Source organism: Caldicoprobacter algeriensis (genome assembly GCF_023838525.1).
Classification (GTDB): Bacteria; Bacillota; Clostridia; order Caldicoprobacterales; family Caldicoprobacteraceae; genus Caldicoprobacter; species Caldicoprobacter algeriensis.
Map to the genome: position 1 here is coordinate 1 of NZ_JAHUQD010000020.1, position 16,958 is coordinate 16,958.

A 16,958-nucleotide genomic window follows, 5' to 3' on the forward strand; every position below is an offset into this window, starting at 1 on the left:
TTTTAAAGGAATATTATTTATATTTAAGCACCACCCACTCTGGGGAGGTATTTGAAAAATATACCTAAAAAATCAGTTATATTCAGCAACTAAAGCTGATTTTGTATAAAAATTTTTGACACTACGTCCAAAATGGAGAGGTATATACTATGACTATTAAAAAAGCGATTTCTTTGAGGATCTTACAACTATGTAAAGAAAACAACATAACTATAAATAAACTTGCAAACTTGGCAGGCATACCTCAGTCAACACTTAATGATATCGTACATGGAAAAAGCAAGAATCCCACTGTAAAGACGATATACTATATTTGTTTCGGATTAGGAATCAGAATGAAAGATTTTTTCGACTCTGATTTGTTTTCTGATTTAACCGATGATGATGACTAATCAAATTCCAAAAAAAGCCGCTCAAAAACTGGTTAAATTATCAGCTTTTGAGCGGCTTCTTCATAACCAACCTGTTCCAGCTGTGCCCCACCACAACTGGGCTTTTTAATTTTTGCATCTGCTTTCACTGATCTGATTTGTTAATATCACGAATATCCAAATGCCTTGCCCATGAAGTAGGGTTATAAGCTTTGCTATTTTCATAAAGAACTTCCAGATCAATGTCCGCATGGTTGCTCCACTCAATGCTGTCAAAACTGACACGTACTGTTGTAAACATTTTCTCATTTTTTAGCTCCTGGAAAATACCTTTATCCAAATAGGGCTTTATATCAAATATCCTTCGCTCACCATTTTCAAAAGTCAAAAGTAATTGATAATCCTATAACGGTTTTACTTCAATAACAGATAAATACACGAATCATCATCCCTTATTTCAACGGTTCAATCTTAAACACACACTTCCGCCATCATACTGTTGTTTTTAAACGATATTGCTTTGGAAATCTTTCATCATATACGTGCGCAGGAGACTCCATCTTCTTCAAGATGGAGAGGCATGCGCTCTTTCCTCCTTTCTAACATTAACGTCTTTGCCCTCTCTATAAGTTTTAAGCTGCTATGTTTTGCACTGTCATGTATCTTCTACCCTGAAAGACTTCTTACAGCAAAATACCCGCTACTCCTTAAACCCGTTATTATCACAACCATACCTTCGTATTCTACTCTGTCGTATCGCCTAAAACCATATGCTTGCTTAATTGTGTTAATCAGTTGGTACCAACGGTTTTCCCGCCTTTGAAATCACATACATCACTTACTTACAAGCTCAGCAGAAACTTCCACTCCGTATAGCTCCTTAGTTTGTTCATAAATGTCTCCGGTACCAATTCCCCTGGTATATTTGGTAAAACGCCAAAAAGCCCATAAACAAAAAGCTCCTTTCTGATTTGTGTTGTAAATTTAACCAGAAAGGAGCTTTATTATTCATACACAAAAATCTGGGTAGACTTTAATAATTAAAGATATTAAAGATAACCTTCTTAAATCAGGCTCTTCAGTTTGCTTTCATAAAATTCCCTTAAATTTACTCTTATTCTACCTCATTAACCTTATAGAATGCATCCACATTCTCCTTTGTGACAACCATTGTACCTGTATCAACAACAGGAGGAAGAGGATTTATCCCATACTTTTGCCAATTGTCTACTGGATTTACAATCCCATGATTCAAGTAGAACAGGAATGTCATGCCCCAGAATCCCATGTTCCATGTACCCTGTGCAATTGATGCGTCAATTATTCCTTCCTTGATAAGATCAAGTGTACCTTTGTCTGTGTCAAAACTAACTATCTTTACCTTTCCAACCTTATTGGCTTCTTTGATAGCTGTTGCAGCACCTACACCACCAAGAGCATCTGTGCAAAAGATACCTTTGATATTTGGATGAGCTTGGAGCATAGCAGAAATTTGTCTTGCTGCTTTTGTCTGGTCATTTTCATCATTCACAATGGCAACAACCTTGATTCCTGGAAATTCTGCGTTAAGAGTTTCAATAAACCCCTGTTTTCTCTGTTCATGGTTAAGCTGTGCAGTAACTGTTGAAATTCCAACCTCACCTTCGCCACCAAGAAGTTTTCCTAAATATCTTGCAGCCATAGCACCTGCATTGTAGTTTCCTGTTGACAAAACCGAATATCTGCTGGAATTAGGGGAGTCCGCATCAAATGTGATAACAGGAATACCTTTTTCGATTGCTTCATCAATGGGAGCTTTTAAAGCATCCGGGTTTGCACATGTAACAAGAATTCCAGCTGGCTTTTTAGCAATTACTTGTCTTAGAACTGTAACTTGTTGATTAACATCAAACTGTGGTGCACCTGTATAGATTGCCTTTACACCATAAAGATCAGCTGCTGCCTTCATTCCCTTAAAACAACCTTTCCAATACTCGATACCGGATACAAACGTGACCATATAGTATTCTTCATTTGGATTTCCTTTTAGCTTTGAATCCCCACCGCTGCTTACCTGAGCTACATCTTTTGAATTTGAAGCAAAAGCATAAGCCAATGAAATAATTAATGCAACAGCTAAAACGATTGATAGATACTTATAAATGTTTTCCCTCATGAGGCATCAAACCCCCTCTAATTTAATTTGACTTTTTATTTTAACTCCTTTTAAAATAAGGAGTTAAAACCTCAGCTTCTCTTTTGATGCGTAAGATAGTCAATTATAACAGCTGCAATCAAAATAACACCACTTACTAAATTCTGCCAGTACACAGAGACATTTAAAAGGACAAGGGCATTGTTGATGATTCCAACAAGGATTGTACCAAGGATAGCTCCAAGAACAGTCCCTTCACCGCCTGCCAAAGACGCACCGCCAATAACGCATGCAGAAATTGCGTTTAGCTCTGAGCCAGTTCCCGCTGTTGGTGCTGCAACTGAAAACCTTGAAAGTGTGAATATCCCAGCAATCCCTGCCAAGACTGACATTAGAACATATACAGAAATTTTCACCTTTGGAACATTTATGCCAGATAGTTTTGCTGCGTTTTCGTTGCTACCTACATAGTACACAAGCCTAAACGGTGCTGATTTTCTCATCAAAAAGTCAAACATAATGATAAGGAGTATAAAGAACAAAATGAAAAATGGAATTCCTAAAATCTTTCCTTGTCCTAAAAAATCAAAACCTCTAAGGTTGCCATAAAGTGAAAGCGGTGATCCCTGGGTTAAAACATAAGCAGCACCTCTTGCTATCCCCATCATAGCAAGAGTTACAATCAGAGGTGGAATACCGATTCTTGCAATGAAATATCCATTGAAAAGTCCAATCAATGCACAGATTATAAGTGCTATCAAAGAACCAATCCAGATATCAACACCAAAACTTAAATACAAACCTCCCGCGATGACAGCTGCTAAACCCAAAACTGAACCAACTGACAAGTCAACACCACCTGAAACCAGTACCACCGTCATTCCAATTGCCAATATTCCATCTGCCGCAAGACCTAAAGCTGTTGTAATTAAGTTTTCTCCTGTCAAAAAGTTTGGACTTAAAACTGAAACTATTATGCTAATGACAATAATGATAAATATCAGCGTCATCTCCCTAAAACCCATAACCCTTTTAAGCAAACTATTATCTGTAGTAGTAACATTTGTGGGCAAAGACATCTTTTCAAACCTCCTTATTCCTTATTAATGTGAATTTATCTATGTGCAGCAAGCTGCATGATGTTTTCTTCAGTAATTTGATCGCCAGAAAGTTCACCCGTTATCCTGCCTTCTCTCATAACAAGAACTCTGTCGCACATTCCAATGATCTCAGGCATCTCGGACGAAATCAGAATAATTCCAATTCCACTTTTAGCAAGCTCTCTCAGAAGATTGTGTATCTCTGCCTTTGCTCCAACGTCTATCCCCCGTGTTGGCTCATCAAGAATCAGGATCTTTGGATTTATAGCAAGCCACTTTGCAACCATAACCTTTTGCTGATTACCACCAGAAAGGCTCATAACAAGCTGAAAATAAGATGATGTCTTTATATTAAGCTTTTTAACAAACTCCTGTGCAAGTCCCCTCTCCTTTTGCCTGTCAATCAAAAGCCTTTTGCAATCATACTTGAGATAAATAGCAGAAACATTGTAGGCAACAGGAAGCCTCAAAAAAAGTCCGAACTGTTTTCTGTCTTCTGTGACATATCCAATCCTGTTTTTAATCGCATCTTCAAATGATTTTATCTCAAGCCTTTTACCTTCAAGATAAATTTCCCCGCAGTGGCGTGGTAAAATCCCACAGATTGTCTGGGCGAGCTCTGTCCTACCTGCACCAACAAGCCCTGCAAACCCTAAAATCTCCCCTTCGTGCAGGGAAAACGACACATTTTGAACCTTTTCAGAACTAATATTCTCTACCCTGAAAATCTCTTCCCCAATTTTACTACTCTTGGGCGGATACATCTCTTTAATTTCTCTTCCAACCATCAGGCTTACGACCTGGTCGGGATTTGTTTCAACAGTGTTTAAAGTTGCAATATATCTTCCATCTCTCAATACTGTTATCCTGTCTGCAAGCTCAAATATCTCGCGAAGCCTATGTGAGATGTAAAGGATACTAATACCTTTGGATTTTAAATCTTTTATTATCTTGAATAAAACTTCTGCATCTGCTTCAGACAGAGCCGATGTTGGCTCATCTAAGATCAAAAGCTTACAGTTAAATGTAATCGCCTTTGCAATCTCAACTATTTGCTGCTGTGCAACATTCAAATCTGCCACTTTATCTATTGGCTTTATATTAACCTCATCAAAAAGTGCCAATACCTCTTCAGACATCTTATTGAGTTTATCGTAATCAACAATCTTTCTAGACTTTTGAGGAAGTCTTCCTATGTAGATATTCTCAGCAACTGTCAAGTGCGGACACAATGCAAGTTCCTGGTGAACAATACTGATTCCCAAATTTTGTGCATCACGCGGTGATCGTATTTTAACTTTTTTGCCCTCAAGATAAATCTCACCTTTGTCAGGTTGAAGGTTTCCCGAGATGATGTTCATCAGAGTTGACTTTCCTGCTCCGTTTTCACCAACTATTGCATGAATCTCTGCCCTGTTTACTGAAAATGACACATCAGAGAGTGCCACTGTACCAGGAAATATCTTTGTTATACCATTTAGCCTAAGTAGTTCAGCCGATGCAGAGACCTTCACATAAATCCACCTCGCTTTGATACCATATTATCAATTTTTGTGAATCAGATGCATCTTTTCTTGAATTTTGCTTTTTTATAATAATTATATTCTACTTTAAAATCAAAAATCCTTCTTTTTTAATCAAAAAATTTTTCTTTTTTGATTAATGTTATCAAAAGTATTCATATTGTTGACAGACTCTACAAAATATAATACACTGAAGAAAAGAAGGATTTTGAACTTATATTGTATACAAGTTTTTTCAAAACTAAAAATAATAAGTGGTGAATGGTAAATGCTTGTTGCTGAAAGGTTAAAGAAAATAAAAGAAATTTTGCTACAAAAAAAACATGTTGACGTAGCAACACTTGCTGAATCTCTAAATGTATCCGAAGTAACAATAAGGCGTGATTTAGACAAACTTGAAAGTGAAGGTTTTTTGATAAAAACCTATGGCGGTGCAATCTTAAAAGAAGAGGCCTCAAAGATTCTGTCACCAATTGTAGAAGAAGACTCAGAAAAAGAGGCAATTGCAAAAGTCTGTTCATACATGATTGAAGACAACCAGGCAATAATCTTGACAGGTGGTAATATCTGCAGACTTATACCAAAGTATATTAAGGAAAAGAAGAATATAACAATTGTCACAAACGACCTTATTTTGGCTTTAGAGTGCATAAAGTACTCAATTCAGACAATCGTGACAGGAGGATATCTTATTGGCAACACCTTTATGTTAGCAGGACCTATACTTGTAAATCCTAATATGGATATTTTCGTAGACAAAGCATTTATTGAGATTGATGGAGTGTCTTTAGAGCGCGGTTTTACTGTCAACAATATTGATCTCGCAAACGCATACAAGTATTTTAAGTCTATCTCAAAGGAGACAATTATTGTTGCTGATTCATCCAAATTTGACAAAATTTCTCTGTTTCAAATTGCAAAGGTTGATGAAATTAAAAAGGTAATAAGTGACACAAACGTGCCTGATGAGTATAAATCTTTTTTCTTTGAAAATGGAATTCAGATTTTCTGCAGTTTTGATTTTTCTGACCTTGAAAGAGAGGTTTGAAATTATATGCCAGTAATATTATCTAATGTATCAAAGAAGTTTGACGAGTTTTATGCCCTAAAGAAAATCAACCTTGAATTTTTCGAAGGCGAAATACATGTAATACTAGGGAAAAATGGATCTGGCAAGACTACCATTACAAAAATCATAAACGGAACATATGCACCTTCTGAAGGAAAAATTATAATAGATAATAAGACATTTTCAAGTCTTAATCCTCTTTTGGCAAAGTCACTTGGAATTTTTACCGTACATCAAGATCTTTTATACTTTCCGCACCTTTCTATTGCCGAAAATATATTTATTGAAAACAAGCCCAAAAACCACCTCGGTCTTATTAGTACAAAAAAGATGATAAAGTTTTCTTCCGAAATACTTTCGAAAATGGGTGTTAATATTAATCCAGCAGCACTTTGTAAAAATCTTGGCACATCTCAGCTTCAGGTGATAGAGATTTGTCGCGCCTTGGTGCAAGACGCAAAAACTATTATTTTTGATGAACCCACAGCTGGACTTACTTCGTATGAAATAGAAAACCTTTTTAAAATCATCAATGATCTAAAACAAAAAGGAATTATTATTATATTCGTTACAAATATGGTAGAAGAAGCACTGTCTATTGCAGATAAAATCACAATTATTCGTGATGGTGAGGTTGTTGCATCAGATAGAGTTACAAGCTTTAACCTAAACAGAACAATTTCCCTCATCTTTGGAAGTATAAACAGAACATATCCAAAGTTAAAAGTAGAAAAAGGTACGGTTATTTTTAGTGTTAAGAATTTAACCAAATCCGGGATATTAGAAAATATATCATTTGATGTTAGAGCTGGTGAGGTGTATGGAATAGCAGGGCTTGTTGGTTCTGGAAGAAGCTTTTTGGCAAAAGCACTTTTTGGCGCCGAAAAGATAGATTCGGGTAATATCTATATCAAAGGAATCCCCTTAAAACTTTCAAGTCCATCTGATGCAATTAAAAACGGTATTGCCTTTATGAGTGAAGATAGAATTGGTACAGGGCTTTTTAAGACGTTGAATATTGCAAATAATATTATCTCGTCTAATATTTGGAACATTGTAAATGGATTTTTCATCGACTCATCTCGTCAAGAAAAGATTGCAAATTTTTTTATAAAACGGCTTGGAATAAAACCAAAGGAAATTTCTCAAAATATAGCAACTCTTTCTGGTGGTAATCAGCAAAAGGTGTTGATTGCAAAGTGGCTATTTTCTCAGTCTATAGTGTTTATCTTAGATGAGCCAACAAAGGGGTTGGACTTAGCGTCAAAAGTTGAAGTTTATAACATTATAAACGAGCTTGCTAGAATTGGTTGTGCGATTGTCTTTATCTCATCTGAGTTTTCAGAACTTATTGGAATGTGTGATAGAATTTTAGTCTTGAGACAAGGAAAAATTGCAAAAGAATACTCCAAAAAAGAAATGAACTATGACTCAATTCTTAAAAGTGCAATTGGTTTACAAAATAATTAAAACCCGGCTTTCATATGTAAAAAATTGTTAAATTAAATTATATTTATCATCATAACATACAACTCATCAAGCATACCGGTACTGTTTGAGCTGTGCAGAATTGGGAAGATCGCTGAAACTATTAACAGCATGGTAAATTAAAATATAGCAAACAGCGGAGGCCTAAAACAGAAGATAGTTGTCAAGAAGTAATAAAGTATCATGTTTCACATACTACAAGAGAAAGGCGTTTAGATCGAAGCTATTCAAAATTTTATGTATGGATAAATGATGAAGCTCCTTTCTAGTAAAAATCAACAACATAAATCGAAAAGGAGCGTTTTGTTTATGGGCGTTTTACCAAAGGAAATATCAAGGGAAAATACATTTTTCAAGTATTCCCCAGAGATAACGAAACTGCCTGAAATTTTATAAAGGAAGTAGTTGATGTAGAGAAGGATGCTGTTACCAGAGTGAAGTAACACTTCAAACAACACCAGAAAGGAGCTAAAAGCTATCATACACAAAAATATTTACACTCCCGCAAAATACGTCAAGCTATGTGTCTTTTTAAACGGTATACCCAGATATACTAAAATACGCTTTTAGTGCTTTTTCTACTACCTGCTGGCAATGGAAGCGTATCATCAAATCCCATAGGCAATCACCCAACCTCAATTACCCGGTATTCATCTTTTCCTATGAATATAAGCAGCGCTTGTTTTAAATCTTTTCTGCCTTGCAGGCCTTTGCTCTCACCATATCTCTTGAGCTGCTTCAACCCTTCTTCAATTATCCTGTCTATGCTGTTTCTTTCACCCTTTTTTATATATTTCAACTCGATTAACCACTCGTATTTTACATCCGGTATCCTTGCATCCCTTTCCAGATATATGTCTATATACCCTCCTTCTGTTTCCCTTTCGCTTACCGGCCTGTAAGCCTTGCTGTTCACAAGGTAGATGATCAAAATCAATTTGATGTACTTTTCGTCGAAATTTATCATGTCCCTGTTTGACAAAGTCTTCAGCACGTTCTGGCTTATATATTCTACGTACGGCTTTATCCTTCCTTTATATGCCATCTCCTCTATTGTCTTCCTCAACTCGTTTAGGTCAATATCTATACTGGCTGTTTCTTTAAGTTATTTTCGATATACTCCCACATCATTGCTTTAACTACATAATTGGGTATTTTCAAAAACAACCTCGTCTTTTCCTGCCTTTCTATGGTGAGCAACCCCATATAGAATAACAGCGAAACAAAGTACTCCTCATCGTACATCCTGTCAAATGAAAATTTTGTCACTATCTCAGCTACTATCCCTTCATCTTTTATGATTTTTTCTAATAATGACCTGTTCTGCTCATTCATTGTAAGCCTATTTAACCTTTCATAGTCTGTTTTCATGTTATCATCTATCAAATATTCCGGATATCCTCCTGTGCTTTTATACTGTCCCAAAAAATACAGAACCATATCGGGATTATAAACCCTAGTTTTAGCATTTTTATTGAATTTATAGCCATCGTACAACTCTCTCAGGTGGTGAATCAGCTCATCTTTTTTCTCCACCCCTATCTCTTCTAATACCTTCACTACTTCTTCTTCCGTGAAGCCCAACATTTCATTCAAGCTTAAATCCATTGTAACGTTTAAAGCTATGTTAAACCCGCTTGTTAAATCGTCCAGCATTACCGGAGATATCCCTGTTATGAGCATTCTGTCTATTACCGTTTCCGTCCCTATCTTAAGAGTTTCGTAAAAATCCCTTACAAAACCTGATGCCCTGATTATTTCCTTGTAAAATTCACTGTCACCCTGGGCTATTATGTCATTGGCAAAGTGGTCGTATTCATCTATAATCAGGTATATCTTTTGCCCTACTTTCTTTACTTCATTTACCAGCTGACTAACTATTGACTTTATATCCGGGCTTTTGTAGATACGTTGTTTTATCTGTTCTATATCATTAAATATATTTCGGTAATCATCCAAAAAACCACACATTGCATCAATCAGATTTTGTTTAAACGATATCTCCAACCTGTCCCTATTGCTTGTATCCAAGCCCGAAAAATCCAGCCTGAATATCATATAGCTGTTCCTCATCTTAGTGGGGTTCTTCCCTATGTAGAGGTCACCAAACAGCCTATCGAAATCTTTCTTGCTGTTTATATCATAATAATGCTTAAGCGTAGAAAGAAAGAGGCTTTTCCCAAACCTTCTTGGCCTTATAAAGAACAGGTATTTACCGCTCATGTTCTCTATCTTCTCTATATACATCGTCTTATCGACATACAGATATCCTTCTTCTCGCATGGCCTTAAAATTGGACATACCATAATGTATCTTCTTCATGCTATCCTCTCCATCATATCCCTAACCATAATCAACATCTTATTGACAGCCTTAAAAAATGGTTGGCTGTGAAGCAAAAAATCAAGAGAGATGTTTGTATCAAGTAATACTGTCATATTTATTTAACCTCTCTTTTCTCATGACATCTAAATCAATATCTTCAGTAACCGGTTCACTCTGTTTTATCATATCTAATAGCCTGCTGTAAGCAATTTCTTTTTCATTTTTTGATACTGATGTAAGTTTTGCAACAGCTTTACCTTTTCTTAAAATCAGAATATCTTCTTTCTCTGAAAGCTTTATATATTCCCCGACATTGTTTTTAAACTCCGTTGCACTAACCTGGATCACATTGTCCACTTCTTCCGACTAATATTCTGGCCTATAAAATTATTATAACTTATATTGGCTATTCTGTATACTGCTCAATCTAGCCACTTTAAGAAAATTAAAATATCTACAAGCTTTCAGCAGAACAATCACCTGCTCAATAATCTAGAAATCAAAACAAAGCTTTATCCTTTTATTAACCTCTTCTACATCGAAATCCCCATATCCCTGGCTTTCTGCCCAGGCCAGCATATCTCTATGCTCTGGATGTTCCTTGTCGTTTATAATTTCTAGAAATTCCTCATAGCCCCATTTTCCTCCCACATCCTCTGGCGGAGCATTACCTTCACCATCTATACAGATAGGGTAATTTTTATCATAATTCTCTATTACCTCTTCCACATCAATATATATCTCCCAGTTATCACCAAAATCATACCTGTATTTAAATTTCCTGTGCCTTGGAATGTACTCCAAAAGGTCCACTTCTTTTACATGTCTAAACCCGACATCATTAAAGGGGGGTAGATACCCCTCCTCTCGAAAGCCATAGTCATCCTCTTCGTCGCAGTAAAGAGTGAGCAATGGCTTGATGCCTTCTCTGTGATATAAAGGATGGGTTTTCCAATGCCTTTCATCAGGGCTTAAAAACTGATAGACAGTATCATCGCATACATAGAACTCATGTAGATGATAGTCCACCCAGTAGAAGGCCTTTTGAATGACTTTATGCAAATCATAAAAGCTATAGGTAAGCGGTATTATTATCCTGCGCCACACGTTTTGTTTTTCAAGGTCAAGGGTTAGTTTGAGCACCGCAGCCCTGCAGCCGAATATATTCCCGCCAAACAACGCCTCCAGGTCCTTGTACAATTCAATGTGGGAACATACATATTCGCCCTTTTGATTCTTATACGGGCGCCTGCTTGCGTGTAAACTCAAAAATTTTTGTACTGCAGACTGTGGAAAACTCCCGTCATCAATCATATATACCTCTTCGCAGGCTGCTCTCATCTTTGCAACCGATAACCTGTCCTTTGTTTTTGTATAGATTATTTCGCCGGCACAGCAATAGGTATACACAAATCTTTATTTTCTAACAACACCGCGGCTTTGTCTGCTAATTCCTCTACATCATTTAACAGATATCGTAAAACCACATTGGCATCAACTAGATTCATGTTTTTCTATCACCGCTTTCGCCCATGCAGTATTTTCTAAACTTTGAAGTTCCTTATTTCTGTATTTCTGCAGTAACCCTCTAGCCTTTTTAGCCTTATGAACTGAAAAATTATCTTCGTTATCTACATTATCATAAGGCAAAATAATAATTTCTACCTTCTTATTTTTCAAATGCTCTGGTATTTCAATAATATCCGCTAAAACGTTACTATTAACTACCTTTCTAACAAAATCCATAGTTCACCACCTTCCATAACCTTTCATAAATATTATACCATATTAATACGAAATGATAACATATCCCATCCATAAATATCCAAAATAAAAGATATCACTTCAGTGGCAATGTTGTGCAGCTTTACAAAGCATTTCTAATTCACCATCATACTTTTTCTTAAAAAGTGTTGCATTTAATATTACAATTCAGGTATACAGGATATGATGCTCCATTTGATGCTTGCAGTTATTGTGTTTTGGGAAAAAATAGTATATAATAGTCTTACCCGCAAATGGCCAGGAAATGCCTGGTGGCCGGGAGGAGCGAGCGCTTTTATAAAACCTTCATTGCCTGTCCATCCGCAAAACAACAAAAACCGCAAAACAACAAGGAACTGGACGCTTAAAAGCAGCATTATAAAACACAGCTAACGACAATACAGCCAATCACAAGGCTGTCCCTACCAAAGATGAGCAGCTCATTCCAATGCACATCCGTAAACTTAAAAAAGACACACCCGATAAACACCGGGCATGACATGACAATTAAAATATATAAATCCGTTTTCCTTCTAGTTCTATATTATGTACCATGCCCGACCATAAATACCAGTTTTAATAAAATTCATTAAATGGCCATATGTTTTACATGCTTGTCCACATTTTTACATTTATGTTGTTTTATGTATCTGGCATGGCATGTTAAACCTTTGAAAGGGAGGAGGATAGCTTGAGGAAGCGAGAGAATTATCTTGAAGAAGGGATAAGCGCCGTGCTCCCGGTTTACACCGAAGGCGTGGGGGATACCACCGTACTCATCAACCAGAAGGGCGAAAAAAGGGTGATATACAAAAAGATGAAGGCGGTGCTGAAGGGCATAGCATCCAGCCTGTCGTACGACCTTGTAGAGCTCAGGAAAAAGTACGGGGAAATCATAGACCAGAAGGTCAAAATACCCATACCGCTGCAGCACGACCTGATACTGATGCCCGTCGTGGTAAGGCAGCCCCTCGTCCAGGGGGACGAGACATACGGGTATATAAACTACCGGTGCATAGACCAAATAATAAGGGAAGGCAAGTACTGCAGGGTGATCCTCAAAAACGGTATCGAGATACAGCTACTGCAGTCATACAGCACCACCCAGAAGAACATATTAAACGCCCAGCTGGTTGAAAAGCACTTCCTTGAAAACAACTACAAAGGCATCGAAAAGATAAGCTCCCTTCAGGAGCTTAACCAGGAACTGCACTGCCCCGCAACCCGGGGCGATATCGTGGTGCTGTACGAGCATATAAAGAAGCTTATTGAGATGCTGGAGTCAAATTTAAAGTGATTTTAAACAATTTCCGGGGGGATATATTTCCTCCTTCAAAATATATTTCTCCTTCAAAAGAAAAATGTATCCCCCCGGGAACTGCGATTCCTATTTAAGGAAGTATTGTAAACTAATTGATATAGACTGCTCAATCCACTGTATATTACGTCATACTAAGTTCTCGTTCCTTTATGTTATACACCAAGCAATAATCCCGGTTTATCTTCCCGCTTTATCTTCCGTCAACATCATGATGCCTTTTTCGTTTGGAACCCTGCGTATGTCTGTATCCTCTATCTCCTGTATCACGATTTCACCGAGATACAATATCCTGCATCCCTCTTCCAGGTGTCCACCATAGGCCTTTTCCTTATCGGACACCACCATATGAAGATGTGGACAGCCATCTGCGATTATGCCTTGTAGGGATAAAAGTTCCAAAGGCTGATTCTCCCATGATGCAAAATACTCCTGCGGTGGATACCCGGTAGTGGTAACCATGTGCATAACACATCGATCCAAAGTTCCAATGCCAGATACGACTACGCCATGTCGAATGTTTTTCTCCTTTATTAGCTGGCAAATCGATTCCAAAACATAATCTCCCTGATCCAGCCTAAGTATATGGACCTTTCCCTTATTTGCGGCAACAAAGGCTTCCATCTCTTCGACCCCCTTTTCAAAGTAGCAACTGTTAAACTGATAAACTTAAGTATACGAATAATGCGCATCACAGCAGCGGGTTATATCGCAAATGGCGGTGACGCAGGGTTTATCATGGGTTATACATAGTGTAGAAAGCGTTAATAGTCAAGCAGTTTTCACCTGGCCTCGCAGCATACCTTCAACCTGCGACATCATTCTGCAACATCCTTGCTCAAACATCATTACCAGAAACAAAATCACAAATAAGACTGCTCACTTCATCAATAATCCATAATCTCCACGTACTTCCTGAGCTTATTTACCCTGTTTAGCCATGCGTTATACAGCCCATCGGCGGTTTCCCGCAAGGTCCGTTGGGAGTTGGTGTACTTGTTCACGCTGGTTGCATAGTCCACCTGGTCTATATACTCCTGAGGCAGGGAGCTTGCACCGGTTAAAGCACCGGAAATGCCAGCTGCTATGGCAGCTATACAATCGGTATCTCTCCCCATGTTCACCGCGGCGATCATCGCATCCTTTGTGTCTCCGTTTACCATTCGGAATATGCATACGGCTTTGGTCACCACCTCATTGGCATAGCTGGCTGCATAGGGCATACCACGGCCATTGTATACGCTGTCAAACGCCTTCCGCAGCTCTCGAAAATCTTTGCAGCCTGCAGTGCGCTTGAGTTCCCTGTCCAATTCGCGCAGCACTATATCCGGGTGGCAGTAATCGTATATGGCCCCCAGCACGCTGTCCACCGTAGCATCAGGCCGGGTGGCTGCAGCAATGGCCACACCGGTCACAACAGCCCATTGCAATCCCCTGCTGTTGGTGGTCTGATACAGCTGCCCCACCTCCAGCACATCCTCTTTGGCCGCCTCCATATCCCCTGCGTTGATAAGGCCTATGGGGTGACATGAACGCGCAAAGCTATTCAAGCCCGAATAATCGCAGTAGCGCCCTATATCCCTTGCAGGTATCCCGCTTTTGGCCATTGCGAGCAGTGTAGCTTCAAAAGGCTCAGATACCATCCCCACCGATTCCGGCTTAATGTATTTAATCCAAGCGTTCTTTACGTCTTCGGCATTGACTCGATCGCCCTTTTCTATAATAGCGGTAATCATCAATTTCTGCCTTTCTATGCCATCTTCGGTAGTACCGGGCTCCCGGACCCATCCATTGTTGTAGTGCTCATACGGCAGCAGTCGATCCAGAGTACCATACTTCTCCTCTATCATCTCATACGTCCACCCTTCCACCGGCGCTCCCATAGCTGAACCGATATGCGCACCGGCAATACACCCAAAGAATTTCTCACGCAAACTGACCTTATTCCCCATCTTCAGACACACCCTTTCTTTTAATTTTTATATTGAAAAATATAACCTAGATTAGAAAAATATAACTCAACCTTTTACACCACCAAATGTGATACCCTGGATAAAGGATTTCTGTACAAAAAAGTAGAGAAGGATTATAGGCAGTGCCACCAGGACTGAAGCCGCCATCAGCTGATTCCATATGGTATTGTATGCCTGTTTAAACTGCTGCAGACCCAGCTGTAAAGTGTACTTCGCCTCATCATTGAGGTATATCAAAGGGCCAATGAAGTCATTCCACGAGTTCATGAATTGAAACAGAGCAACGGTGAGGATAGCCGGCTGAACCAGCGGAAGCATAATTTTAAAATATATGCCGAATTCACTGCAGCCATCAATCCTTGCCGCGTCCTCCAAATCTCTTGGAAGCTGCTTAAAAAACTGACGCATCAGAAAGATAAAAAATGGTACACCAAAGCAAGGAGGCAATATCAAAGGCAAAAAAGTCCCGACCAGGTCCAACTTTGAAAATATGATAAAAAGCGGTACCATGGTAACCTGCGAAGGTATCATCATTACGGCCAGGGTGATGATGAAAAGCAGCTCTCTCCCTTTCCATTTAATCCTCGCCAAGCTATAGCCTGTAAGAGGCGTGGATATTACAGCACCGGCTGTCGCTAAAGATGCGACAATTAATGTGTTCTTCATATAAGTAAAAAACGGGACGACGGTAACGGCGCGGTAGTAGTTTTCCCATGCTATAGGGTTGGGTATCCATACAGGTGGAGAAACAAACAGCTGGGTATCGGGCTTTAAAGATGTAGACACCATCCATATAAAAGGCAACAGGAAAACCGCTCCAGCGACAATCAGCACTATATACGTAAGTATAATCGGATACTTCTTTCTTATAACGTTCACAGTCCATGCCCCCTTTACTGGTCACCGTGGTAATACACCCATCTACTGGAAGAACGGAACAGCAGCAGCGTTATGGTCATTATCACTATAAACAGTATCCATGCCATGGCCGACGCATAACCCATCTTCATGTACAGAAAAGCGTTATTATACAGATGCATACTGTAAAAAAGAAGCGAATTGGCGGGATTTCCTGTTCCATAAGTCAACGCATAAGGCAGTGTAAACACCTGCAAAGCGTTTATAATCCCCATTATCATATTGAAGAAAATCACCGGGGTCAAAAGCGGCAGGGTGATATGCCACACCTTTCGCAGTCCACTGGCTCCGTCCACCCGGGCAGCATCATCGTAGTCCTTTGAGATGTCCTGCAGCCCGGCCAAATAAATTATAACGCTATTTCCAATGCCCCACTGGGCCATTAATATAAGAGAGGGTTTTGACCACTTTGGGTCGCCCAACCAGGGAGGGCCGCCAATCCCTATTGTCTCCAGCAAATGATTTATCAAACCAAACTGCGGATTTAGCAGCCACTGCCATATAATAGCAGTCGCCACCACTGGCACTAGAGTAGGAATAAAGAATACCGTCCTAAAAAAGCTACGCCATCTTATGGGCATATTCAAGAGAAGAGCAAGGGATATGCCCAATACCACGCTAATTGGAACGGCAAACAAGGCATAATAGAGCGTATTTTTAATCCCTGTCCAAAATAACGGGTCATTGAACAGCTCCTTGTAATTATTAAGCCCCACCCATTCAACAGGGCTTATCACGTTGTACTTGGTAAAGCTGTAATAAATAGAACTCAGCAGCGGATATGCGTAAAAGAAAAGCAGACCTGTCATCCAAGGAAGAGCAAAGATATAACCATACTTGGCCCTTCTGCTTTCTATCCCTCTTCTCTTCCATACCATCCTTGGCCTTATACCTGCAATTGTCCTTGCCGAAAACAACTGTATACCTCCCCGCCAAGTTTATTTTAAGAGGGAGAAGGATTTTACAACCCTTCCC

14 protein-coding genes and 2 pseudogenes are annotated in these 16,958 nt (G+C 38.9%); 4 read left to right on the plus strand and 12 right to left on the minus strand.

Annotated features, from left to right (window positions below):
* Positions 1 to 149 precede the first annotated feature (149 nt).
* The gene (locus KVG29_RS10295) at positions 150 to 392 is read left to right on the plus strand and encodes a helix-turn-helix domain-containing protein (protein ID WP_252228356.1); all 243 of its coding nucleotides are present in this window, start codon (positions 150 to 152) and stop codon (positions 390 to 392) included.
* 124 nt (positions 393 to 516) lie between these two features.
* Here KVG29_RS10295 and KVG29_RS10300 read toward each other — a convergent pair.
* From KVG29_RS10300 to KVG29_RS10315, 4 genes and pseudogenes are all read right to left on the minus strand, one after another.
* A pseudogene (locus KVG29_RS10300) lies at positions 517 to 810 on the minus strand (DUF2442 domain-containing protein).
* Between the two features lie 675 nt (positions 811 to 1,485).
* On the minus strand, positions 1,486 to 2,526 hold the full coding sequence (locus KVG29_RS10305; protein WP_252228358.1) for a substrate-binding domain-containing protein: 1,041 nt from the start codon (positions 2,524 to 2,526) through the stop codon (positions 1,486 to 1,488).
* 71 nt (positions 2,527 to 2,597) lie between these two features.
* Complete coding sequence (locus KVG29_RS10310) at positions 2,598 to 3,584, minus strand: ABC transporter permease (protein WP_252228359.1); 987 nt, start codon at positions 3,582 to 3,584, stop codon at positions 2,598 to 2,600.
* Between the two features lie 35 nt (positions 3,585 to 3,619).
* The gene (locus KVG29_RS10315; RefSeq protein WP_252228360.1) at positions 3,620 to 5,119 is read right to left on the minus strand and encodes a sugar ABC transporter ATP-binding protein; all 1,500 of its coding nucleotides are present in this window, start codon (positions 5,117 to 5,119) and stop codon (positions 3,620 to 3,622) included.
* A gap of 277 nt (positions 5,120 to 5,396) precedes the next feature.
* On the opposite strand from KVG29_RS10315, the gene KVG29_RS10320 reads away from it, so the two are divergent.
* Together KVG29_RS10320 and KVG29_RS10325 are read left to right on the plus strand one after the other, a co-directional pair.
* A complete protein-coding gene (locus tag KVG29_RS10320; RefSeq protein WP_252228361.1) occupies positions 5,397 to 6,176 on the plus strand; it encodes a DeoR/GlpR family DNA-binding transcription regulator in 780 nt (259 codons plus the stop codon).
* 6 nt (positions 6,177 to 6,182) lie between these two features.
* Complete coding sequence (locus tag KVG29_RS10325; RefSeq protein WP_252228362.1) at positions 6,183 to 7,667, plus strand: sugar ABC transporter ATP-binding protein; 1,485 nt, start codon at positions 6,183 to 6,185, stop codon at positions 7,665 to 7,667.
* 643 nt (positions 7,668 to 8,310) lie between these two features.
* On the opposite strand, the pseudogene KVG29_RS10335 reads toward KVG29_RS10325, so the two are convergent.
* The 4 genes and pseudogenes from KVG29_RS10335 to KVG29_RS10350 form a co-directional block, all read right to left on the minus strand.
* Positions 8,311 to 10,007: pseudogene (locus KVG29_RS10335) on the minus strand (AAA family ATPase).
* Positions 10,008 to 10,106: 99 nt separating this feature from the next.
* Positions 10,107 to 10,358, minus strand: coding sequence for a type II toxin-antitoxin system Phd/YefM family antitoxin (locus KVG29_RS10340; RefSeq protein ID WP_252228365.1), 252 nt, complete (start codon positions 10,356 to 10,358; stop codon positions 10,107 to 10,109).
* 144 nt (positions 10,359 to 10,502) lie between these two features.
* On the minus strand, positions 10,503 to 11,420 hold the full coding sequence (locus KVG29_RS10345; RefSeq protein WP_252228366.1) for a plasmid pRiA4b ORF-3 family protein: 918 nt from the start codon (positions 11,418 to 11,420) through the stop codon (positions 10,503 to 10,505).
* An 84-nt stretch (positions 11,421 to 11,504) separates the two neighbouring features.
* On the minus strand, positions 11,505 to 11,756 hold the full coding sequence (locus KVG29_RS10350; protein WP_025747282.1) for a hypothetical protein: 252 nt from the start codon (positions 11,754 to 11,756) through the stop codon (positions 11,505 to 11,507).
* A gap of 709 nt (positions 11,757 to 12,465) precedes the next feature.
* Between KVG29_RS10350 and KVG29_RS10355 the strand changes: the two genes are divergently transcribed.
* Positions 12,466 to 13,071 (plus strand): hypothetical protein, encoded by a 606-nt coding sequence (locus KVG29_RS10355; RefSeq protein WP_252228367.1) that lies wholly within the window; start codon positions 12,466 to 12,468, stop codon positions 13,069 to 13,071.
* Positions 13,072 to 13,272: 201 nt separating this feature from the next.
* On the opposite strand, the gene KVG29_RS10360 is transcribed toward KVG29_RS10355, so the two are convergent.
* The 4 genes from KVG29_RS10360 to KVG29_RS10375 form a co-directional block, all read right to left on the minus strand.
* Positions 13,273 to 13,716 (minus strand): PPC domain-containing DNA-binding protein, encoded by a 444-nt coding sequence (locus tag KVG29_RS10360; protein ID WP_252228368.1) that lies wholly within the window; start codon positions 13,714 to 13,716, stop codon positions 13,273 to 13,275.
* Positions 13,717 to 13,979: 263 nt separating this feature from the next.
* Positions 13,980 to 15,044, minus strand: coding sequence for an ADP-ribosylglycohydrolase family protein (locus KVG29_RS10365; RefSeq protein ID WP_252228369.1), 1,065 nt, complete (start codon positions 15,042 to 15,044; stop codon positions 13,980 to 13,982).
* Between the two features lie 66 nt (positions 15,045 to 15,110).
* Positions 15,111 to 15,944, minus strand: coding sequence for a carbohydrate ABC transporter permease (locus tag KVG29_RS10370; RefSeq protein WP_252228370.1), 834 nt, complete (start codon positions 15,942 to 15,944; stop codon positions 15,111 to 15,113).
* 14 nt (positions 15,945 to 15,958) lie between these two features.
* On the minus strand, positions 15,959 to 16,900 hold the full coding sequence (locus KVG29_RS10375) for a carbohydrate ABC transporter permease (protein ID WP_252228371.1): 942 nt from the start codon (positions 16,898 to 16,900) through the stop codon (positions 15,959 to 15,961).
* Between the last annotated feature and the right edge of the window lie 58 nt (positions 16,901 to 16,958).